The sequence below is a fragment of the Aeromonas sp. FDAARGOS 1406 genome (assembly GCF_019048565.1).
GTDB classification, from domain to species: Bacteria; Pseudomonadota; Gammaproteobacteria; order Enterobacterales; family Aeromonadaceae; genus Aeromonas; species Aeromonas caviae.
The window spans coordinates 853,747-876,236 of the sequence record NZ_CP077378.1 but is presented as its reverse complement, the minus strand read 5'-3'; the positions used below and the strand labels follow the sequence as shown (position 1 = coordinate 876,236).

The window sequence follows — 22,490 nt, the reverse complement described above, 5'->3', positions numbered from 1 at the left end:
AGTTCGTGGTAACTGACTGCTAATCATGGGTAATCAGGTAGGCATTTGAGTGGGTGAGGTATACCCACTCACGTGCTCACCTGGCAAGGTAACATGTTGATTTTCATCATTAAAACAGTATGGCTTGCTTCTGCTGTTACTGGTCGTTAATTTGACAATTTATTTATTTCAAATATATTTAAAATTGACATTAAATTAGTTTTTGTTAGGTTTCACTTTTTATTTGACTTGGTTTTTGCTGAATGTAATCCTGCGCAAAATTATAATAATAAAAACAGGGTACACATGAAAAATAACAACAATCTAAAATCAGATCCTCGTGAAAAAACGTTCAAAACCGCAGTAGAGGAACACCTGAACATAAAATATCAACAGGTATCAGACGCAACCTATGATGTTTTGTGTAGAAAGGCCAGGCAGCTTATCCGTAAATGGGGAAAAAAGAAGCTGATTGATATTAATGCAACCGACATCGAAATGTATATAGCCAAACTGCTAAAACGCCTCAAAGGGAACACGGTCAATCAGTATATTGACATTATGCGACAAGTATTTAACAGGGCCTATCGAGATGGCATTATAAAAATCAATCCGATGTGTCATGTCAAAAATTGTCGATTTGAGGTGGTAGAGCCTCAGCCATTCCTGCAATCAGAGATCCAGTTATTTATTGCACATCAACATATCAACCCTATTGGTGCAGCAATAATCCAGGTTGGTATTTCCACTGGACTGCGGATCAGCGAATTGTTGGCAATTAGCCGTGAGACTATCGACCTGGATAAACGCACACTGCGTGTTGATCTGGCCCTGGTAGATGGTTGCTATAAAACGCCGAAAACCAAAAGCTCCTGCCGAACAGTCGAGTTGACTGTCCCCGCAGTGCAGGCACTACGCACTCTTCTGGAGCATGCTAGGCATCGCAAAGAGAAAGCGATTTCGGTCATGTGTGCTGACAATCGTACGCGGATCAAACTGCGCCGGACTTTATTAGCCTATTATCCGGATAAACGACGTCAATACACCAGCGTCGATGAATTCAGAGAGGATTTTTTTGAGCCGTTTTGTGCCACTGCGGGCGTTGCCTACCGAGGGCCATCGCAATTTAGACATACCTATGCCAGTCAACTGTTGTCCGCAGGTGTTAATATCGAATGGATTGCCAAACAGATGGGGCATACAAGTACCGCAATGATCAGGCGTCATTATGGAAAATGGTTAGTTGAGGATGCTGCGGATTTCAAAACATTAGCCGAAAACGCTCTTGCTCGTTGTTTCCGCCTTAATGAGACGCAGGCTCTGGTTCCGGCCAACAACTCAGAACTGGACATGACTAAACTAATTGCCGACCCACAAATTCAGCAATATTTATTAGGGCTGGTTGCTCAATCAATGAAAAACATACATGTTGGTGAACCGCATTCTCAATCAGATTAGCGATAACTACTGTGATTCACATCGATATATTATTGATTCGATAACACGTTAAATAAGGGCCGTTAAGAGCCTAAGGAAAAATGATGGCGACTGATAAAACAAAAATTGAATATGAAAAGATTGCAAAGCATTTTTATATTCGTTTGGAAAGAAAATGTATCAAACTTACTGCTAAAAATATCTCAGATGAATTGTTGGCTTGTGCTCCTGAATATCGGCCCGCCTACTGGCGTCGCCTACGCGGGGCTCTTGCACATCATCAACGCACCTTAGGATATGACGATGCAGCTACACGCATTCTAGCATTGCATAACCCAGTCACAGCCAAAGGCAGCACGCTTTCCGTTAAACAGAAGCAGACTCGAGTTAAGTCGATCGCAGCAGAAGATGAAACTGCGCTTATTGACTATTTTAATGCACGGAATGATAAGTGCATGGTGGCTGCGATTAAACTGTTCAAACTCACCGGTATCAGACCCACAGAGCTGGCTGGCGTAACAGTCGATAGTAATCGGCTAACTGTTATCGGAGCAAAAAAGAGCCATCATGGTACACGCGGAGCTGACAGAGTGTTACAGCTGGATGGAATAACAGCACTGACGTTGTATATGCTTGTTACATTAGCACAAAAAGTAAATGTTGGGTGTCTACAAGACAAACTACGCGCTGCGGGGAAGAATTTATGGCCGAAGCGCAAACATCTCCCTACATTTTATAGCTGGCGTCATCAAATGGGTTCGGAGCTCAAGGCATCAGGTATGGGGCGTTTACAAATTGCCTATTTGATGGGGCACCAAGCGACAGCCTCGATTGATCGTTACGGAAATCGAAAATCAGCAAAAGGAGGGCGCTTGCCGAGCTGTCCTGCTGATGCTGACCTGAGCCATATTAGAGTGACTCATAGCGTGCGGTCTAAAGATAATAAAAATTACATCCAGCCGAGCACTCCAATTTTGGTAGTCGAGCCAAATGAGGGTTCAAATGCGAAAGATAAATCAACCGGGATGGCTGCCTATATAAAAAGAAATAAACAAAAAGATGATGGTCTTTCACGATAATCAGATCCACTATCACTCGACAAAATAAACATGCTAGAAAATACAAACACCTAACTATGATCTTCATTGGCGTAAATATAACATGTGACACTTACGAATGCGCACGTAAGTGCGCCATGAAAACAATCGTAAGTACGCAAAGAAATACAACCGTAAGCACGCTATTGAAAACCATACTTACGCACGTAAGTATGGGGGTGTGTCGAGGTTACGAGACCGGAACCCCCGTAGGTTGCGCAGCGACCGGAGTGGGGTGGAGAACCCTTTTTTATGGATGGTATGAAGCGGTCAATATGGGATGACGAAGGAGGCGGGTATAGGGGTCAAGGTGGAGTCTGACTCGGGACGAGGAGGAACAACCTTGACGCCTATATCTCGGTGACGGTCATCCCATATTGATGGCGCAATACCATTCATAAAAACGGTTTGAATTTAATTGAGTGGAGCCATGTATGTTTTAACTACCCCACTCAATTAAAAAGTAGAAAATGGCAGAGGTTATATATAACAACAATCAGGTGATAACACCGAGGATAATAAAAATGAAAAATAATAAAAACAAAACAGCGGGGCATGATATTTCGTCATATGACGGTCAGAAGGACGGTGCTGCCACACAACAGGTGCAGCAGGCTGCCAGGTCGGTGATGCAGGGTAAACTGCTGACTCTGCCGGATATGAGCCCTACTGGCCGCCCCATCAAAACCAGCTCGAATTTGTTTGCTCTTATCACATTCAACGGTTGGGATCCACGCTACAACCTGATGACGGGTGAGGCAGAACTGGCTGATGCGGATGGTGAGCGTCTGGGAGGCTCTGAGGCGGGTCAGCGATCCGCGCTGGTTGATGCCTGCCAGTTGGCAGGTGTGCCGGATGCCGTGATTGAGGAGCACCTGATCGCAATTTGTGAGCGCCACAGTTATCACCCTGTGCGTCAGTGGCTCGAACGTGGGGCACCGTGGGATGGGAAACCGCGCATCGATGCGGTGATTGCTACCCTCAATGCTGCTAATCCCGTCTATGCGAGTGCGGTGTTACATGCATGGCTGGTTGGGTGTGTCGCTGCACTCTATCAACCGCGCTGGTACTCGAAATTGGTGCCTGTGTTGGTGGGGGCACAGTCCTATCGAAAAAGCGCCTGGGTGAGCCGTCTGGCTGCTGTGGTCCAAGGTTCGACCCTCGATTGTGCCATCAATCCAGACAAGCCTGATGATGTTCGTCGCGCAGTGTCTGCATGGGTTGTGGAGCTGGCTGAGCTTGAGAGTACGACCCGACATGAGGCGGGTAGCCTCAAGGCTTTTTTGACCCGAGAGAATGACAGCTATCGCCTACCCTATGCCCGCAGCATGACCACCAAAAAGCGCCAGACTTCATTTATTGCTACGGTCAACGGGACGGATTTTCTCAAGGATACAACCGGTAACGCGAGATTTGCTGTTATCGAGTTGGCTGCGGCAGCTGATGTTGAGCGCCTCAATACGGTCCTGGGCTGGAGCTGGAGTGCAGGCCGTTTGTCCCAGACAGACCCTGAGCAACTGCGCCAGTTTTGGCTGGAGGTAAGGGAGCGCTATGAGTCAGGATCAACGTGGTTTCTGGATGATGCAACAGCTGCACTAGCTGCATCGGAAAATGATGCTCACACAGACAAGGGTCCATATTATGAGGTTATTTACCACCACCATCTATCGCGTCCACTGGCCTCATCTGAATGGCTCACGGCGAGCGAGCTGTGCGCCCGCCACGGTGAGAGGCTGAGCATGGCGAGTAGTTGGGGTAAGGCACTCCGGTTGCTCGCGAGCGAGGGCAAGCTCCAGAGCCGTAGGGCGCGTTCTAATAGGACCGAGTACCTGCTGCCCGTCGATAGCCCCAAAGAGAAGGGCAAAGCCGATAAATAGCCCACAAGCCCTGCCGACAAGGCAGGGCTTTTTTCTGCCCGTCTGTTGGACAGATGATTAATTGGTTAAGCGCAGGTTAAGTAGGTTTTTTAGCTTCTTAACCAGCCTCAAACCCTCGCCATTACTGACCTACAGTGTTTTTTGGTTAATTGATTAAGGTGATTTATATATAAACACTGAATAAACCTTGATAAGAGCCCATCCAGCACTCATCACGCTTCATAGCAACTTCCCTTACTCAGCTTAACCATCATTACCTCAAACGCAGTCATGGCAAGGGTCTGAGGCTGATTAAGAGGGGATTCACTCGCTTAACCGCATCTAACCAAAGTACCCCATGACATTCAATAAAGATTACCGATCACCATCACTCGACAGGTGAATTAGGGCATGAGGCTGTAAAGCGCAGGGAGACTCAGGTTTTCTTATTGCCGTTGAGCGCTCAACGGCAGATTAGCCATATCAACCCATCACTGTTGATCAGCGCACAAAAATAACTAGGTTTCCGGGGTTTTTAGCGCCCAATTTTGACCACCCCAGAGTGTTTGCAACTATCCGATCTTTGGATCGGAGAACATTCTCTATTTCCCTCTCCATGTAGCAAAAGGGCTGGGTGAGGGAAATATCCGTATCCTCTGCTGACCAAACTGCCAGTTTAACACGGCAGTCGCTCACTAATTGATTGAGCCTGCTCATGTTTTTATCAATATCCTCTTTCCATGTCTCGATCTACTCCCTTAAGATAGCCAAACGAAAATCCATCTCTCAGGGAAGCGTCATGGGAGCGATTCGTGACACCAGGTTGGTTAACAGCAGCGAGCTGAGGGCTGTAACTCAGGGGCGGTAGCCTTGCCTGATGAGATAGGTAAGCGAGTGGCGACCCGTTACTCAACATGGTGGCTGTATTAATTCATAGGTTTCCAATTGGCAACACATTTTCGTTCGGCGGCAAGCCGGGTGAGAAAGGCATTGACCTCAGCAGAACCGAGTTCCTGCTGGTGTCGCAGTTGATGAAAGTGAATGAAATTGCGGAGCCAGAACCAGTAGGACTTTTCTGTTCGGATGCTGTAGTGATGCAAGCGCATCACTATTTTGACCTGTTCACGCAGGCGGGGTTTGGCGGTGCCTTCCATGACTGTCCTTACACTGTTTATTCATACAGTGGTAATGGTAGAGTAAAAAGAGGAGGTCAAGCGAATACGATCAATTATCAGAGAAATACTGGTAATATTTTTATTTAATTTGATTTTTTCCGTAGTGACTATCAAGGCAAAGTGGAGTTATACGGAAGGCTCTGTTAACGGATTAGTACCGCCTTCCATCTAATCACTGTTATGTTTTATTTTAAGCCTATAAATTTCTGAAGTTTACTGTGGTTTATGAAGCGGCACTAAAATGTTTTTTAATGGATTTGTATTGAGATCTATTTATTAGCCAAAACGTTAGGAGTAATTTATGAAAAACAATAAACTTAAAACATTAACTGAAGACCAAATTCTAAAAAGACTAGTAAAACTTGAAAGCATTGGAGGTTATGATGCAAATATAATTGCAACAATTCGTGGCGAAATATCTAATGAGTTTATCACAGCAGATGATCTCGTGTCCCGAGTTACTGAAAATCTACTAAGAAATGAATACATACACTCCAAATTAGATAGTCTGAGAATTGATCCAGAAACTGCTGTTTTCATTGGTTTCGTTATAGGCTTGTTGATTACGATAAAAAATTATTCCCCTGGTTCAATGGTTATTACAGAAAAAGAAATTAGCAGCCGCCTTAATTTGCATGAAGAAAATGATACTTACGAGAAGGAATTTATAGAAATCATTCGAGAAGAGCTAAGTATAAACTATACAACCGTAGATGAATTAGCTGTTCGCGTAGCTAAAAGGCTCCGTGCGGATGGGTATAAGCCGTTATATACGATAGAATCTAAAAGTTTAGTTTTGGCTGGCTGTTTTATTGGTGGGGTCGTTGCTGGGTATGTGGCAGGGAAGTTAATTAGTAGATAACAAACATAACAAGGCAATTAAATCGGACACGTTAACGGCTGTCATTGTTTTTGCAAAAGAAAAAGCGAAAAAAATGACTGTCTACGTGCCGCTTATTGCGGCGTTAGGTGAACAAATAGACGAGAAGATCGTGGAATTAATTAGACCAAGAATTACAGATCATCACGGTATATACAAAGGTCAAGCAGATCTCGATTTTGCAATTCAGTTCTTTGATGAGGACATTCCACTATATGTCGATCCTTTCCTTTTGTGGAATTCCCCTTCACAGCAAGACCAAGCATTGCATACTGCGATTACTAATTCGTTTAACTACCTGAATTTTTTGAGCAAGAAAGGAAAACCTGAACTCGCAATTGATATTTTAGTAAGCTTATCTGAGTGTGATGAAGTTGGCCTAGGGGTGTCTAAAACACGGAAAGGGTCAAAAATAAGTAGAGCTCAAGCTCAGGAAATCCTTAATTTATTTCGAGACATTCCTGAGTATAGTCAGTTTGGTTTTACGCACTTTGAGATCATTCAGCTGTATATTCAAGGGATATCTAAAGATCGCATTAGCGATTTTTCATGCAATTACATTAAGTCATTTTTAATTGACTATACTACTGAGCAATGTGAAATAAATGATATCCCAATAGAAGGCGTGATTTTAGATTCTGTATACAATTACCAGAAAAACGCATTAGATATAAATCAAAAAGCTTATCTTCCTGTCAATCCGGTATCTAAAGAACCTATAATTTTTACCCCCAAACGGTGGCTCCGATTTAATCCATGGATCAATTACGAAGATTACTTTAAGTCACATTGTCCAAGAGATGAGGTTTTTAATCCAAACGAGCCAGTTGAAAGAGTAAAGGTTCTTAACTTTAATAGAGAAAACTATGGCGTAGTTGAGCAATATATAGAGTATAAGGTTAAGACCTCTGTAGACTGCAAGAATGATCCGCTTTTTAGCCAAATTCCAGTTTTGTCGGCAAAGCGAAAGCTAGCGGATATTCTTAAACTGGATACAGGTAAGGAAGATGGAGCCGACATGAAGTATGAAGATCTTTCGGCTGATTTAATGGCTTCGCTCTTCTACCCGCATTTAGATTTTGCCCAAACACAGAGTAGGACAGAGTCAGGTCGTCACATAAGGGATCTCATATTTTATAATAACCGTGATATTGATTTTCTTGATGAAATATTTGCAGATTACGATAACCGACAGTTGGTCATCGAAATGAAGAATGTTAAGAAAATTGATAGAGAGCACATAAATCAACTGAATAGATATTTGCAGGGTGGTATTGGGCGTTTTGGTATATTTCTGACTAGAAATCCTTTGCCTAAAGCAATGTTTCAAAACACTATTGATCTTTGGTCTTCTCAACGCAAATGTATTATCGCTCTAACTGACGAAGACCTAAAGCTAATGGTGGATGTCTATGAAAGCAAGCAGCGTGCGCCGATAGAGGTCTTAAAGAAAAAGTACATTGAATTCAGAAGAAGCTGCCCCTCGTAAGGAAAAATCATGAATAAAAACGATGTAGATATATTTGAAAAGCTATCTGGTCAGCTTTTAAGCGTCTATGAAGAAATATCTCTCCTCTCTAAGAAGAGCCCGAATGACGCTGTTAATAAGTTCAAGCTCAAATTTGTAAATAGATTGATCGGTGCTAGCAATGAATACTTAAGTGAGAAGTATAGGCCGTTTGATGACTTTGAAGTATTTGATGAAGATGACGTGCCGCAGAATAGTGATGTAGTGTTCATACTGTCTCAATACATACAATGTTTTGAGAAACTTAGATCTGACAATGTTGTGGGCGGAGTAGGTGGTTGGTACTGGTATGTTGAAGGTGAAGATGGTGATTCGATAGATGAACACGGAATGATCAAGATAAAGACTGTAAGACCCAAGAAACTAAAGGATTAATAGGATGAGGCGTGATCAGCAGTATACAACTAGAGAGAAGGCATCGGTATACGACACTGTAATGCCACTTTTAGATTCTATGTATTTAGAATTCAAAGAGCTATCAAAGAAGAAGCCTGATGCGGCTGTAAGTAAAAGCAAAATATCAATAGCAAATAGATTGCTTTTAAAAGTTAGAGAGGTATTGGACGGTGAGGCGAGCGTCGATTTCCTTGACCTTCTGGATGAAGATGATGTCCCTCAGTCTAGCGACGTAACTTTGATTCTTTCACAGTACGTGGCCGCAATGAAAGGTTTTAAAGAAAAGTTTTATGGTTGGGATGGCAGCAATGATGTTTGGTTTACGGGGTGAGTGCCCCTATCACCTAACAAATACATCAATTAGGACGCTCGCAAGCTCGCGCCTATTACGCGGGCGTTAGTGCTATATGGATATGAAACATAGCCATGATTTTTAGAGAACAAGAAAGAAAGACTGTTCGAGAATGTAATCTCGAATGGCATTGTCACGAAATAGTGATTTCTCAGCCAGCATTAAAAGATGGCTATACGCTGAAAGGTTACGGAATCATTAAAAGTCATGAAAGTGGAAGCATATATCTAGACTTTATATGTCTAGACTCTAATAAAAGAATTGACTTCAGAAAACCAGTTCCAGAGGACTCTTTGGACAAACTTCAATGTGTTGTGATGCATGCTGTAGCTATTAATGGCATTGAAATTTCCTCTAGTGATTTAAGAATTGAATCTAATTTTCAGCAAATGCTTGGTGATGGGCCTAAGTTATATCGGATAGGCCTAAAAAGCATTGAGTTATTCGAAGAGGGAGAACCTGAGCCAAATGAAAGCTCTTTTTTGCATTTAGAGTTTGGTGAAAAATGTAGAGTCCCATTTAACAAATCAAACACAACTGAGTCTTCGCTTGGATCGAAGTCGTTCGCGTGGAACCAGGCAGTAATAGAGCACGAAGGGATCGAAATAAATATTATAAAACATGAAAAATTTACTGAGGTTTATGCTAAGGGCAAAGAACTTCAATTAATCGAACTAAGGGAGGCATTAGTATTCTATATCGGATTTTCATCAGGTTATTATATTCAACCTTATTTTGAATACTACAAAGATCCTAGTTTTTCTAAAACAATTATAAACAGCATTGACATTAAAAAGACAAGAAAAAGTATTCCGCCTCCCGTGTCAGATTTGGTTCATGATGAAAATAATAAAAGCTTAGACTATCTCCACTACGAGCTTCTTCAGAACATTTTAATTATTGCCAGAGAAAAGGATAGCTACTTTGAAAGTATTTATTCTCAGTGGAGACGAATTTGGCATTCATTCCTGTCCCCTGAATTTAGTGTTCCGATGCTTACTATTGCCGTGGCAGTGGAAGGCGTTCTAAATGATATATTCATACCAGTAATAGAAAAACTGGTAAAAGATGAAGAGTTTGAGAAGGAAAAAAATACTATAAAGAACATTATTTCTTCCGTTGAAGGGGTGTCAGACCAACATTTGGAGTCTATCCAAAGGTTCATTGAAAAATGGGGTAATACTCACGCTAAGAAAGCCCTTCAATATCTATCAAAACAGAAAATTGTGGAAGATCATCAGGTTAAATGTTGGGAAAAGCTACGCAACTCATCTGCGCATCCTAAACTTCTAAAGCAAGATGAAGCTAGAAGAAGAAAAGACATAGAGCGAACAATAGTGTGTTTAGGGCTTTTTTATCGTCTTGCTTTGAATGTGTTCTCTTATAAAGGGGCTCAATACGCGTATGAGAAGCCTAAAGATGACAAATTGGTTATTTATGAACATGTTAACATTCTGCACTAACAAGGCGCTGCTGTCGGACAATTTTTCCGCTGCACTACAACATTTCCGCAGAGCGCGGCGTTATGCGCTAAGATCAATTTCGATATAGGAGAGTTTCAAGTTGCCGCTAAAAGAAGACGACTTTTTTGCTGATGTGTGGTCTTTCGACCAGAACGGGAAAAAGGTTCATCCATACAAGGGTGAGCGAGGAGAGAAGACTGGGCTGTATTCCGTCAATTTCACCAACGATACAAATAACTTTCAGGGGTATACCGAGGCTCAGCTTGTGGATGCCATTGTATCGGGGAAATTCAAGCAGCGTGGGACAATTAGAATGTTACCAATGGACTACAAGCCAGGTGCGGAGCGCAATGCTTTTGGCCCACAGTTTTACAAAGGTAAACTGATCAAGGATTTCGGATAGAGCGCATAACCAGTCGCAGCAGTACGCGGCCCGTGGCCGCCGGACGCGCTAAAGCGCGCCGCTGTGCTCAGCGTTAGGCTAACAGCTGAAACCATCGAGGTATGCACATGCTAAATAGCTGTTCCGAATAGTAGATCACCGGAGGAAGGGAACTCAGTCCAGTTTGTGCGATCTGATTAGTCGCTAAACAAAACAAGCCACACCCAAAGGACTGAGTTGATGCCTATCCTACCACCTCTGCCACGACCACAACGGCGCCGCATTCACAAAATCATCCATGCCACCCGTGATAAAGGACATGCTCGTCGCTTGATGGCCATCTTGCTGTTACATGAAGGACGCACGATCACCGATGTTCATCACCTTACCGGCGCTGCGCGCTCGACCATCGGTCGTTGGCTTCGGTGGTATCGAGATGAAGGCATAGATGCGCTAGAAGCCTTACCGGCTGGCCGTGCCCCAGTCTTACCTATCGCCAAGATTGTCACCCTACTGGTGCTGCTCATGCAGTTTTCTCCGCAAGATTTTGGTTATCAGCGCAGCCGTTGGTGTACTGAACTATTGGCTATAAAAATCAATCGGTTAACAGGGCTCAATGTGGCAGCCTCCACGCTCCGCCGATGGTTACCTCGTATGGGCATTGTCTGGCGCAGGCCCGTGCCGACCTTGCGGATAAAAGACCCAGCCTATCAGGAAAAAATGGCGAATATCGACGCCGCGCTGGCCCGCTGTGATGCCGATAATCCGGTGTTTTATGAGGATGAAGTCGATATAGACCTCAATCCCAAATTAGGAGCCGACTGGATGTTCAGAGCGCAGCAAAAGCGGGTTGTCACACCGGGGCAGAATGCCAAGCATTATCTGGCAGGCGTTCTCCACGCAGGCAACGGAAGGGTACTTTACGTCAGCGGGATCAAGAAAAACTCATCGCTGTTTATTGCCATGCTGGAAAAGCTGCGCCACCACTACCGACGAGCCAAAACCATCACGTTGATCCTCGATAACTACATCATTCACAAAAGCAAACAGACCGAGCGATGGTTGAAGAAGAATCCCAAGTTCTGCCTGGTGTTCCAGCCAGTTTACAGCCCTTGGGTTAATCACATAGAACGGCTATGGCACAAGTTACATGAAACCATCACGCGCAATCATCAATGCAGAGGGATGGCAAACCTGCTGGCCCGAGTGAAACACTTCATGGATACCGTGTCTCCTTTCCCGGGGAATGGCTATGGCACAGCGAAGGTGTAGCACTATTGGGATCAGTTATTTAGAGACAGTTCTTGCTGCACTTGAGGCACTTAGAGCCGCTAACAAAACCAATTTGATTCGAACGATGCCAGTCTCCACATAGCCGGCATGACACGAAAAATCATCAGTAACCAGCTATGGAAGTCCTTGCAGCCACTTCTGCCACCTCAACAGCCTTCGCCACGGGGTGGCCTTCCACGCCTCGATGACTATGCCGTTCTCAACGGTATTCTGTTTGTCCTTACTACCGGGATCCCGTTGGAGGACTTACCCCAGTCTCTGGGTTTGGGCAGCGGAATGACGTGCTGGCGTCGCCTACGTGATTGGCAAGCTCAAGGCATCTGGCAGCGACTTCACTTGGCGCTCCTGATCCAGCTACATCAAGCTGGCCACATCGACTGGAGTAGAGCAAGCCTCGATGGCGCTAGCGTAGCCAGCCCCCGGGGGGCCAGGAAACAGGACGTAACCCGACAGACAGAGGCAAGCTGGGCAGTAAACGACACATAGTGGTTGACCGTCAGGGCATACCGCTCGCAGTGCTTGTCTCAGGCGCCAATCGCCATGACTCGATAATGTTTGAGCTGTTGGATGCACTTCCGGCGTTAGCAGGCAAGAGAGGGCGACCACGATGTCGACCTGACAAGCTACACGCAGACAAAGGGTATGATTTTCGCCGTTGCCGAGATTATCTGAGGCGACGGGATATCAAGGTTCGTATTGCCCGGCGAGGTATCGATAGCAATGAGCGATTGGGTTGCCATCGCTGGGTTGTAGAACGCACTCATGGTTGGCTAGCAGGCTTTGGGAAGCTACGAATACGTTTCGAGCGACGGCTGGATATCCATCTCGCCTTGTTGACGCTGGCGTGTGCCGTTATCTGCCTGCGTTTTGTTGAACGGTTTTGCTAGCGGCTCTAAGTACCACGTGTATTTCAATGACGGCAAGGTTGTTAGATATGGAAACTAGGTTGCGCAAGGTGCTTGCGTCATTATTTGAGGTAAGCGAGGGCGGCACCCTTTCGGCCGACGAGACAGAAGGACTCAACATTGCACTCGCGCAAGTGGAAACTTCAGACGTACCCGAGTCACAGACACAGAACGTAAAAGACTACATAGATGCACAACTCCTACAGAATCAGGTAGATCCGCAGGTGCGTCATGCGTTGGAGAGGCTATACGAACGGCTGCAAGCTCGATAGCGTATCGCATAACCGTTCGGTCAACCGGATGCAAACCCGCCACGCGGGTTTGCATCCGGTTACCTCAAGCGTTATGAACTAGGAGAATAGATTGGACTACGCACAAGGCTTCATCATCGCGATAGTCACCTCGCTATCGACAGTTTCTGTCTTAGGAGCTATCGCTTTTATTTTGCGTTCATGGTTAATCGAACGACTGAAAGCTTCGATAAAACATGAATATGATTTGAAAGTCATAGAGATTGAGCGTCAGAAAGAAATTCGCCTAAAAGGGGAGATAGTGGCGGATTTACTTGCGCAGTGGATCAGAAAAAACGGCAAACTGGATTACCATGAGCTTAATCGGCTTTCCTTTCAGGCGTTCATCTGGCTTCCAAAAGGTCTCGCGGAAGAACTTTCTAATTCCTTAGCTCATAAGCCTGGAGCTAAAGATGTACGCGAAATATTGAAAAACGTTCGTACTTACCTTCAAGGGTCGGATGATCTGTTTCAGTCCAGAGATGTTATTGTGTTCAACGAGCCAGACATACATTCGCCAAACAATTTTAGTCAAGTTACAAGCGATGCTTTCGTCAAACCAAAACCGATACAGCAAGAGCGTTCATAACAAGCGCATGTTGTCGGTCTGGTTTTCCGCTACGCTCCAAACCAGCCGCAAATGCGGGCGTTACCGCAAAGTAGGAGTTCACGGGGACGTGAATCGACTTGTCATTCAGAGGAAACGACAACATGATTCAGATAGTCAGAAAGCATACTCATTTTCTTGACATTCCAGATTTTCTCTTTATAAAAGATGTAGAAAACTCATGGCAATAGCGTGAGTCAATCATACTGTTTTTATAATCGTCGATAACGGCGTAAGTCATTGAATGTAAAAGTTATATTTGTGTCGTGATATACAAAAGTGAGGGTTCGAATCCCTCCCTCACCGCCAAATTGCAAAAAACCGACCTTATGGTCGGTTTTTTGCTTTGGGGAAGTGTCATCAGCTCATCTCGAAGAGGGGGGTGAGAACCCTCGCCGGGTTCGAGCAGAGCAGCTTGCTGCGATGAACGGCCGCAGGCCGCCCCGAAGGGGTGAGCCACGCAGTGGCGAATCATCCCTCCCTCACCGCCAAATAAAACAAAAGGCCCCGTCGAAAGACGGGGCCTTTTGTTTATCAAGGGCTGGTTTGACACTTCTCTGTGGCCGGTCTCAGACCGCTTGCTCAGGCCAGCTTCAACATCGGCATCTGTTCGCGTTTGTCACAGTGCGTCAGATGGACCCGGCTGGTCAGGCGGGTCAGCAGCTCGTAGGGGATGGTGCCTATCTTTTCGGCCACCTGTTCCACCGGCAACCCTTCCCCCCACAGCGTCACCTCGTCTCCCACCTTGTCGCTGGCCGCCGGCCCCAGATCGACGGTGATCATGTCCATGGAAACCCGACCCACGATGGGCACCCGGCGGCCATTGATCAGCATGGGGGTACCTTCGGGCGCCATGCGGGGGTAACCATCGCCATATCCCGCGGCCACCACGCCGAGGGTAGTATTTCGATCCGCCACCCAGTGTCCTCCATAGCCGACCGCCTCGCCCTGCTGGCAGGCGCGGGTGGCGATGAGCTGGCTCTTGAGATTCATGACTGGGCGCAGGTCATGGTCGGCGGCAAGCTGACCGGTAAACGGGGAGGCGCCGTAGAGCATGAGGCCGGGTCGGATCCAGTCGCTGCGCGATGCCGGCCAGGCGAGGATGCCGGCGGAGTTGGCCATGGTCCGCTCGCCCGGCAGATGAGCAGAGAGGCGGTTGAATTCCTCGATCTGCAGCCGGGTGGCCTGGGTATCCTGCTCATCGGACTGGCTGAAGTGCGTCATCAGATGGAACGGCTGCACCACGTTGCGACAATGGCTCAGCCGCTCGATGAAGGCGGGCAGCTCCAGGGTGCGCAGCCCGAGCCGGTTCATTCCGGTATCGAGCTTGAGCCACACCTTGATGGGGGCGGGCAGACTGGCCTGCTCGAGCAGTGCCAGCTGCTCCCAGGTATGCAAGGTGGTTTGCAATTCGTGTTTCGCCAGCAGCGGCAGCGCCTCGGCACTGAAGAAGCCTCCCAGCACCAGAATGGGCTTGGTGATGGCGTTGGCACGCAGCACCAGCGCCTCCTCGACCCTTGCCACCGCATAGGCATCGGCCTGGGCGAGGGCGTGGGCCACCTGCAGCAGCCCATGGCCATAGGCATTGGCCTTGAGTACCGCGATGATCTTGCTGTGGGGGGCATGGCGGCGCACCACGGTGAAATTGTGCTGGAGTGCATCGATATCGATGCTGGCCGTAACTGTGTTCATCATGGGTCGGGTGTCTGCTCGATGAGTAGTTGGCTGATGGTTTCAATCCCGATCCGGTGATCCTGGCTGCCGGGACGAGCAAACGGGGGTCACTGAATCATGTTTTTTTATATGCTTTAAAATGTAAAAAGATGTTATCAGTTGTTTTTTTGTTGGTAAATTATGTGGCGAATAGGAATGCGTAAATGCGCAAAATACGGAATATTCCTCGGTATAAATTTCCCTGCCAACGCTTTCTCTGGCTCCCTATCGGGCAATATTTATCACTGGTTTTTCCCCTTAAAACGGGAGGGGGATCGAGCCGTTTTCGCACATTGTTGGCGGTTTTTCGCACCGGCTGCGTGCAGGTGGGGTTGCCGACCTCTGGCCAAGGTGCGGGGAGGGGCAGGTGCATGGCAGAGGAGAAAAGCAGGCTACCAGCTCCATGGGGGGTGAAGGTGGAACTGCCGGATTAAAGAGGGCATCTCGTCGAACCGGCGAGTGGTGTACGCCACCAAGAAAGCTTGTGGCCGGCTTGGTGGCGCACGCGGCCGGAGAGACAGGTCATCCGTGGCCAGGGATGGTGAAGCATGGATGTGGGCCGGTTAATTAATCAAGCGGCGAAGATCAGCCTTGAACAGCAGGGCGGGTTATTTCTTAAAAGCTGATAATAAATATCGTTTGCGCGTTCATTTTGGTTGGTGACATATAATTAAATAAAATTTAAAGGTATATATTTTTAGCTACTTTTGACGCGGAAAAAAGCCTGTAACTGGTAGCATAAATATTGGATCAAATAGTGTGACAACGCTTTCATTCTGATTATTTAACATCACGAACTAACGGGTAATTTAAATGAATTAAATTCAATAACATGCAAAAATACCCCCTAGTGGGTATTTTGGTAGCCCGCACCATGCTTTCTAAGTCTATGCTATATATGGAGTTTTTAAATCCATGATGATGAGTTTTCTATTTGAATAATGTTCCGTCACTTGATGGAGATCAACATAAAGGGGGAAGGGGAGGCATAGCATTCCCGCAATTAAGCATTTGTCAAACAATGCTCACTGACGGGAATAAGAAGAATGGTCGAGGATACTTTTTTATCGGCTCATGGAATTAATCGCCGTGACTTTATGAAATTGTGCGCCGGGATGGCCGCAACCCTTGGATTAAGCCAAAACGCCGTCGCCAAGATGGCCACCGCGCTCACCAGCCCCGAGCGGCCGCCGGTGATCTGGATAGGGGCGCAGGAGTGTACCGGTTGCACCGAGTCGCTGCTGCGCGCCACCCACCCCACCATCGAGAACCTGATCCTCAACAACATTTCGCTGGAGTACCACGAGGTGCTCTCGGCGGCCTTCGGCCATCAGGCCGAAGAGAACAAGCACAACGCCATCGAACGCTACAAGGGCAAGTATGTGCTGGTGGTGGATGGCTCCATCCCGCTTAAAGATGGCGGCATCTACTGCATGGTGGCCGGTGAACCCATCGTCGACCATATTCGCCGCGCGGCTGCCGATGCGGCCGCCGTCATCGCCATCGGCTCCTGCGCCGCCTGGGGCGGGGTGCCCGCCAGCGGCGGCAACCCGACCGGTGCCGTCAGCCTGGAGGAGGCCCTCGGCAACCTCGGCACGCCGATTATCAATATCCCGGGCTGCCCGCCCAATCCCCACAACTTCCTCACCACGGTCGCCTACTACATCACCTACGGCAAGCTGCCGGCGCTCGATGCCAAGAAGCGGCCGCTGTTTGCCTATGAACGGCTCATCCACGAAAACTGCGAGCGCCGTCCGCACTTCGATGCCGGTCGCTTCGCCAAGGAGTTCGGCGACGAGGGCCACCGTCAGGGCTGGTGTCTCTACCACCTGGGCTGCAAGGGGCCGGAGACCTACGGCAACTGCTCGACTCTGGAGTTCTGCGACGTGGGCGGCGGCATCTGGCCGGTGGGCATCGGCCATCCCTGCTACGGCTGCAACGAGCAGGGAGTGGGTTTCAGCAAGGGGATCTTCCAGCTCGCCAAGGTGGAGAATCCCACCCCGCGGGTGAACAAGCCCGACGTGGCCATCCAGGAGGGAGGACACATGTCACCCACCGCCACCGGCCTTATCGGTGGGGCGCTCGGGGTGCTGGTCGGGGTGAGTCTGATGACGGTGCGCGAGCTAGGTCGCCAGCAGAAGCGCCATGAAGCCGGGCAGCACACCTCACGGGAGGAGTGACCGTGAACAGACGCAACTTCCTCAAATTCGCCTCCGTCGGTGCGCTGGCGGCGGGCACCACCGTCTCCGGCACTGCCCTGGCGGCGGCCGAGAACAAGCCGCCCATTCCCGGCGCCCTCGGCATGCTCTACGACTCCACCCTCTGCATCGGCTGCCAGGCCTGCGTGGCGGAGTGCCAGCGCCTCAACGGCAACCCGGCCAATCCGGCCGGGGAAGCGACCTGGTCCAACAACGACAAGCTGAGCCCCTACACCAACAACATCATTCAGGTGTGGAAGAGCGGCACGGGTGAGCACAAGGATCAGCTGGTGGATGGCTATGCCTACATCAAGAAGCAGTGCATGCACTGCGTCGATCCCAACTGCGTCTCCGTCTGCCCGGTGCAGGCGCTGACCAAGGATCCCAGGACCGGCATCGTCCATTACGACCCGGACGTCTGCACCGGCTGCCGCTACTGCATGGTGGGCTGCCCGTTCGACGTGCCCAAATATGACTACGACAACCCGTTCGGGGCGATCCACAAGTGCGAGCTCTGCAACCAGAAAGGGCTTGAGCGGATTGATCAGGGGAAATTGCCCGGCTGCGTCGAGGTGTGCCCCACCGGCGCCGTCATCTTCGGCACCCGCGAGGCGCTGATGGCCGAAGCCAAGCGCCGGCTGCTGGCCACCCCGGGCAGCGAATATGCCTACCCGCGCCAGACCTTCAGCGCCAACGATCCCTACCTGCACGAAGTGCCCAACTACCAGCCTTACGTCTATGGCGAGAAGGAGGGGGGCGGTACTCAGGTGCTGGTGCTGGCCGGGGTGCCCTACACCAAGCTCGACATGCCCGATCTGCCGGAGCTCTCCTCCGGGGCGCGCTCCGAGCATATCCAGCACACCCTCTACAAGGGGATGGTGCTGCCGCTGGTGGTGCTGACCGGGCTCTCGGTACTCATTCGCCGCAATGCCAAGCAGCATGGCGGGGGAGAGGGGGATGATGCCAGCCATGGCCAGAGCAAGGGTCATGGCCAGAATACGGGAGGCAAGGACCATGAGTAATCACAAGGCACATCCGCTAGGGGGCAGGCTGGTCAGCTGGCCGGTCATGGTGCTGGCGCCGTTCGCCATCCTGTGCGGCATGCTTATTCTCAAGCGCCTCTTCTTCGGGCTGGGTTCGGTCACCGATCTGAACGGGGGTTATCCCTGGGGTCTCTGGATCTCCTTTGACCTCTTGATTGGCACCGGTTTCGCCTGTGGTGGCTGGGCGCTGGCCTGGGCGGTCTACGTCTTCAACCGGGGCGAGTATCACCCCCTGGTAAGGCCGGCCTTGCTGGCGAGCCTATTCGGCTATTCCCTGGGCGGCCTCTCCATCACCATCGACGTCGGCCGTTACTGGAACCTGCCCTATTTCTACCTGCCCGGTCACTTCAACACCTCTTCGGTGCTGTTCGAGACGGCGGTCTGCATGACCATCTACATCGGGGTGATGGCGCTGGAGTTTGCCCCCGTACTGTTGGAGAAGTTCGGCTGGAAGAGCTCCATGGCACGGCTCAACAAGATCATGTTCTTCATCCTGGCGCTGGGGGCCCTGTTGCCCACCATGCACCAATCCTCGATGGGCTCGTTGATGATAGTGGCGGGGCAGAAGATCCATCCGCTCTGGCAAAGCTACGAGCTGCTGCCGGTCTTTTCGCTTCTGACCGCCTTCATCATGGGCTTCTCCATCGTGGTATTTGAGGGCTCTTTGGTGCAGGCCGGATTGGCGGGGCGCGGCCCCAACGAGAAGTCGCTCTTCTACAAGCTGACCCAGGTGATCGACATCTTCCTGGTCCTGTTCGTGGCGCTGCGCTTTGCCGAGATCGTCATCCACGACAAGTCGGAGTACCTCTCCCAGTGGAATCGCTACGCCTTGATGTTCTGGAGCGAGATCGCGCTGATGATCTTCCCGCTGCTGGTGTTCCACTGGGACAAGAGCCGCCGGGATTCCCGCATGTTGTTCTTGGGGGCCCTCAGCATGCTGCTGGGCGCCGCCCTCTGGCGACTGGACTACTCCCTGCTCGCCTTCAACCCCGGCAATGGCTACCACTACTTCCCCTCCGCGGCGGAAGTGCTGATCTCCTTGGGCTTCGTCGCCATCGAGGTGTGTGCCTATTTGCTGCTGATCCGGCTGCTGCCGGTACTGCCATCACTTGAACGTGTTCACCAAGATTATCAGGCCCGAGGGAAAGCCAACGTATGAGCCAACGTATCACCATAGACCCCATCACCCGCATCGAGGGTCACCTGCGTATCGACTGTGAAATCGAAGGCGGCGTCGTCACCAAGGCCTGGTCGTCCGGCACCATGTGGCGCGGGATGGAGGAGATCGTCAAGGGCAACGACCCGCGCGATGCCTGGATGATAGTGCAGCGCATCTGCGGGGTGTGCACCTCCATTCACGCCATCGCCTCGGTGCGGGCGGTGGAGAACGCCATCGGCGCCAAGGTGCCGGTCAATGCCCAGTTTATCCGCAACCTCATCATCGCGGCCCACAACATCCACGATCACATCGTCCACTTCTATCAGCTCTCCGCGCTGGATTGGGTGGACATCACCGCGGCCCTCGAGGCCAATCCGCAAAAAGCGGCGGACATGCTCAAGGGGGTATCGGCCTGGTCCCTCAACAGCGCCGAGGAGCTCGCCAAGGTGCAGGAGAAGATCCGCGCCCTGGTGGCGAGCGGCCAGCTCGGCATCTTTGCCAACGGCTATTGGGGCCACAAGGCGATGAAACTGAGCCCGGAGGTGAACCTCATCGCCGTGGCCCACTATCTGCAGGCACTGGAGTGCCAGCGCGATGCCAACCGCATCGTCGCCATCCTCGGCGGCAAGACTCCCCACATCCAGAACCTGGCGGTGGGCGGGGTGGCCAACCCCATCAACCTGGATGCGCCGAGCGTGCTCAACCTGGAGCGCCTCATGTATGTGAAGAACTTTATCGATCGGCTCGGCGAGTTTATCGAGCAGGTCTACAAGGTGGATGCCGCCATCATAGCCGCCCACTACCCCGAGTGGCTGAACCTGGGGCAGGGGGCCAAGCACTACCTGAGCGTGCCGGAGCTGCCCACCGACGGTGACGGCGGCAGCTTCCTGATGCCCGGTGGCTACATCGAGAACGGCGATCTGGCCGGCTATCGCCCCATCGAGAGCCATCAGGATGCCTGGCTGATGGATGGCATTGCCGAGAGCAACAAGCACGCCTGGTACAAGGATGACGCCCCCCTCAAGCCATGGGAGGGCAAGACCGAGCCCAACTACACCGGCTGGCAGGATGACGGCAAGTACTCCTGGGTCAAATCCCCCACCTTCTACGGCAAGGTGGTGGAGGTGGGGCCGCTCGCAGACCTCTTGGTCAAGCTCGCCGCCAAGCACCCGGAGACGGTGGCGCACTTCGATCAGTTGAACGGCCTCTACAAAACGCTCACCGGCTCTGCCATCAAGACTGAACAGCTGCACTCCACCCTGGGCCGCATCATCGGCCGGGCGGTGCGCTGTTGCGTGCTCAAAGACACCCTGTCTCACCAGTGGCAGGCGCTGGTGGACAACATCGGCAAGGGGGATGTCAGCGCCTACATCAAGGCTGAGATCCCGGCGGACAAGGAGTTTCGCGGGGTGGGCTTTGAAGAGGCGCCGCGGGGCATGCTCTCCCACTGGGTAGTCATCAAGGGCGGCAAGATCGCCAACTATCAGGCGGTGGTGCCATCGACCTGGAACTCGGGCCCACGCAACTTCAACGACGAGCCCGGCCCCTACGAGCAATCCCTGGTGGGCACCCCGGTGGCCGACCCCGCCAAGCCGCTGGAGGTGGTGCGCACCATCCACTCGTTCGACCCCTGCATGTCCTGCGCGGTGCACGTGGTGGACACCCAGAGCGGTGAAACAACCCAGGTGAAGGTACTGTGATGAACACCCTGATCCTGGGCGTGGGCAACCTGCTCTTGAGCGATGAGGCCGTCGGCGTGCGGATCGTCGAGGGGCTGGAGCGCGACTACCGCTTCGCCCCCGGCATCGAGCTGCTCGATGGCGGCACCGCCGGCATGGAGCTGCTCGAAGCGATGGCCAGTCGCGACCACATCATACTGGCGGACGCGGTGCGCAGCGGCAATCCGCCGGGCACCGTGATGACCCTGAAGGATGAGGAGATCCCGACCCTGTTTGGTCGCAAGATCTCCCCCCATCAGCTGGGGCTGGCGGACGTGCTCTCGGCGCTGCACATGACGGGGGAGTCGCCAAAGCGGCTCACCCTGATCGGGGTCGAGCCCGAATCCCTCGAGCCCCGCATCGGCCTGACCCCCGTGGTGGCGGCGGCGTTGGGGGAGGCGACGGATCGGATCCTGACCCTGTTGGTCAGTCTGGGAGCTCCGGCCATTCCGCTCTCTGAGCAGGAGAAGGCCGAGCGAGCGCGGGGGGGCCTATGGCGCAATCCATTGTGAATGAGGCAGTGAACGAAGCCGCGACAGAGTCGGCGCAGGAGTTTAGCGGTTTTGCCGCGAACCCTGCCCCGCGCCTGGTGGCCCAGTACGAGCGGATCGCTCGCGAAGAGATGCAGGCGCTGCCCTTCTATCACCCGGCCATGCCCATCGTGGCCGAGTGCACCCTGTTTGAAGGGCAGTGGCTCGGCTGCGTGCTCACCCCCTGGATGCTGAGCGTGGTGGTGCTGCCGGGGCCGGATCAGCTCTGGCCGGTGCGCAGCAGTAGCGATCGGCTCGCCCTGCAGCTCCCCTGCGGCAACCTGACCTTTATGGTGGGGGAATTGCCCGAGACGGGGCAGTTGCTGGCCTGCTCGCTCATGTCCCCCATCGACCCGCATCTGGGGGCCGAGGAGGGGCGCGCGCTGGTGAGCAGCACCCTCAAGATGCTGCTTTCGCTTCCGGTGCAGCAGGGGGAGGGCGGCGTGGATCTGGGGCGCCGACGACTGTTCGGGGGACGAAAGTCCTGAG

20 protein-coding genes, 1 tRNA gene and 1 other RNA gene are annotated in these 22,490 nt (G+C 50.9%); 20 read left to right on the top strand and 2 right to left on the bottom strand.

Annotated elements, in window-relative coordinates; genetic code table 11:
• Positions 1–285 precede the first annotated feature (285 nt).
• The 3 genes from I6L36_RS03950 (at position 286) to I6L36_RS03940 (ending at position 4,390) form a co-directional block, all read left to right on the top strand.
• On the top strand, positions 286–1,437 hold the full coding sequence (locus I6L36_RS03950; RefSeq protein ID WP_216986980.1) for a site-specific integrase: 1,152 nt from the start codon (positions 286–288) through the stop codon (positions 1,435–1,437).
• Positions 1,438–1,520: 83 nt separating this feature from the next.
• Complete coding sequence (locus I6L36_RS03945; protein WP_125117224.1) at positions 1,521–2,495, top strand: site-specific integrase; 975 nt, start codon at positions 1,521–1,523, stop codon at positions 2,493–2,495.
• 542 nt (positions 2,496–3,037) lie between these two features.
• Positions 3,038–4,390, top strand: coding sequence for a virulence-associated E family protein (locus I6L36_RS03940; protein ID WP_216986979.1), 1,353 nt, complete (start codon positions 3,038–3,040; stop codon positions 4,388–4,390).
• 905 nt (positions 4,391–5,295) lie between these two features.
• Here I6L36_RS03940 and I6L36_RS03935 read toward each other — a convergent pair.
• The gene (locus I6L36_RS03935) at positions 5,296–5,523 is read right to left on the bottom strand and encodes a site-specific integrase (protein ID WP_254203461.1); all 228 of its coding nucleotides are present in this window, start codon (positions 5,521–5,523) and stop codon (positions 5,296–5,298) included.
• Between the two features lie 322 nt (positions 5,524–5,845).
• Between I6L36_RS03935 and I6L36_RS03930 the strand changes: the two genes are divergently transcribed.
• The 11 genes from I6L36_RS03930 (at position 5,846) to I6L36_RS03880 (ending at position 14,131) form a co-directional block, all read left to right on the top strand.
• The gene (locus I6L36_RS03930; protein WP_216986978.1) at positions 5,846–6,406 is read left to right on the top strand and encodes a hypothetical protein; all 561 of its coding nucleotides are present in this window, start codon (positions 5,846–5,848) and stop codon (positions 6,404–6,406) included.
• A gap of 73 nt (positions 6,407–6,479) precedes the next feature.
• Positions 6,480–7,913 carry a hypothetical protein gene (locus tag I6L36_RS03925; RefSeq protein WP_216986977.1) on the top strand — a complete coding sequence of 478 codons (1,434 nt, stop codon included), beginning with the start codon at positions 6,480–6,482 and terminating at the stop codon, positions 7,911–7,913.
• 9 nt (positions 7,914–7,922) lie between these two features.
• Positions 7,923–8,327: a hypothetical protein gene (locus tag I6L36_RS03920; RefSeq protein ID WP_216986976.1), complete on the top strand. Its 405-nt coding sequence runs from the start codon at positions 7,923–7,925 to the stop codon at positions 8,325–8,327.
• Positions 8,328–8,331: 4 nt separating this feature from the next.
• On the top strand, positions 8,332–8,679 hold the full coding sequence (locus tag I6L36_RS03915) for a hypothetical protein (RefSeq protein WP_216986975.1): 348 nt from the start codon (positions 8,332–8,334) through the stop codon (positions 8,677–8,679).
• A 95-nt stretch (positions 8,680–8,774) separates the two neighbouring features.
• Positions 8,775–10,163, top strand: coding sequence for a hypothetical protein (locus I6L36_RS03910; RefSeq protein WP_216986974.1), 1,389 nt, complete (start codon positions 8,775–8,777; stop codon positions 10,161–10,163).
• Positions 10,164–10,263: 100 nt separating this feature from the next.
• Positions 10,264–10,566 (top strand): hypothetical protein, encoded by a 303-nt coding sequence (locus I6L36_RS03905; protein ID WP_216986973.1) that lies wholly within the window; start codon positions 10,264–10,266, stop codon positions 10,564–10,566.
• Positions 10,567–10,785: 219 nt separating this feature from the next.
• Positions 10,786–11,817, top strand: coding sequence for an IS630-like element ISAhy2 family transposase (locus tag I6L36_RS03900; RefSeq protein ID WP_001809438.1), 1,032 nt, complete (start codon positions 10,786–10,788; stop codon positions 11,815–11,817).
• A 108-nt stretch (positions 11,818–11,925) separates the two neighbouring features.
• Positions 11,926–12,725, top strand: a protein-coding gene (locus I6L36_RS03895; RefSeq protein WP_216986972.1) for an IS5 family transposase whose coding sequence is annotated in 2 segments (ribosomal slippage) — positions 11,926–12,253 and positions 12,253–12,725 — 801 coding nt in all. Because the reading frame shifts where the segments join, the coding sequence is not laid out codon by codon here.
• Between the two features lie 381 nt (positions 12,726–13,106).
• Positions 13,107–13,622 (top strand): hypothetical protein, encoded by a 516-nt coding sequence (locus I6L36_RS03890; RefSeq protein ID WP_216986971.1) that lies wholly within the window; start codon positions 13,107–13,109, stop codon positions 13,620–13,622.
• Positions 13,623–13,860: 238 nt separating this feature from the next.
• Positions 13,861–13,949 (top strand) — tRNA-OTHER (locus I6L36_RS03885).
• A 52-nt stretch (positions 13,950–14,001) separates the two neighbouring features.
• A non-coding RNA gene (locus I6L36_RS03880) (RtT sRNA) lies at positions 14,002–14,131 on the top strand.
• A 91-nt stretch (positions 14,132–14,222) separates the two neighbouring features.
• Here I6L36_RS03880 and alr read toward each other — a convergent pair.
• Complete coding sequence (alr, locus tag I6L36_RS03875; RefSeq protein ID WP_175429500.1) at positions 14,223–15,335, bottom strand: alanine racemase; 1,113 nt, start codon at positions 15,333–15,335, stop codon at positions 14,223–14,225.
• Positions 15,336–16,399: 1,064 nt separating this feature from the next.
• Here alr and hybO point away from each other — a divergent pair.
• The 6 genes from hybO to hybE are packed head-to-tail and all read left to right on the top strand — an operon-like array spanning position 16,400 to position 22,489.
• Positions 16,400–17,533: a hydrogenase 2 small subunit gene (gene hybO, locus I6L36_RS03870; protein ID WP_109112820.1), complete on the top strand. Its 1,134-nt coding sequence runs from the start codon at positions 16,400–16,402 to the stop codon at positions 17,531–17,533.
• 2 nt (positions 17,534–17,535) lie between these two features.
• Positions 17,536–18,573, top strand: coding sequence for a hydrogenase 2 operon protein HybA (gene hybA, locus I6L36_RS03865; protein ID WP_109112819.1), 1,038 nt, complete (start codon positions 17,536–17,538; stop codon positions 18,571–18,573).
• Positions 18,566–19,753 carry a Ni/Fe-hydrogenase cytochrome b subunit gene (hybB, locus tag I6L36_RS03860; protein ID WP_109112818.1) on the top strand — a complete coding sequence of 396 codons (1,188 nt, stop codon included), beginning with the start codon at positions 18,566–18,568 and terminating at the stop codon, positions 19,751–19,753. Before hybA ends, hybB begins: the two co-directional genes overlap by 8 nt.
• Positions 19,750–21,453 (top strand): hydrogenase 2 large subunit, encoded by a 1,704-nt coding sequence (hybC, locus tag I6L36_RS03855; protein WP_109112817.1) that lies wholly within the window; start codon positions 19,750–19,752, stop codon positions 21,451–21,453. Before hybB ends, hybC begins: the two co-directional genes overlap by 4 nt.
• Positions 21,453–21,983, top strand: coding sequence for a HyaD/HybD family hydrogenase maturation endopeptidase (locus tag I6L36_RS03850; protein WP_109112816.1), 531 nt, complete (start codon positions 21,453–21,455; stop codon positions 21,981–21,983). The genes hybC and I6L36_RS03850 overlap by 1 nt, the downstream gene beginning before the upstream one ends.
• Complete coding sequence (gene hybE, locus I6L36_RS03845; RefSeq protein WP_109112815.1) at positions 21,965–22,489, top strand: hydrogenase-2 assembly chaperone; 525 nt, start codon at positions 21,965–21,967, stop codon at positions 22,487–22,489. The genes I6L36_RS03850 and hybE overlap by 19 nt, the downstream gene beginning before the upstream one ends.
• Position 22,490: the final 1 nt, after the last annotated feature.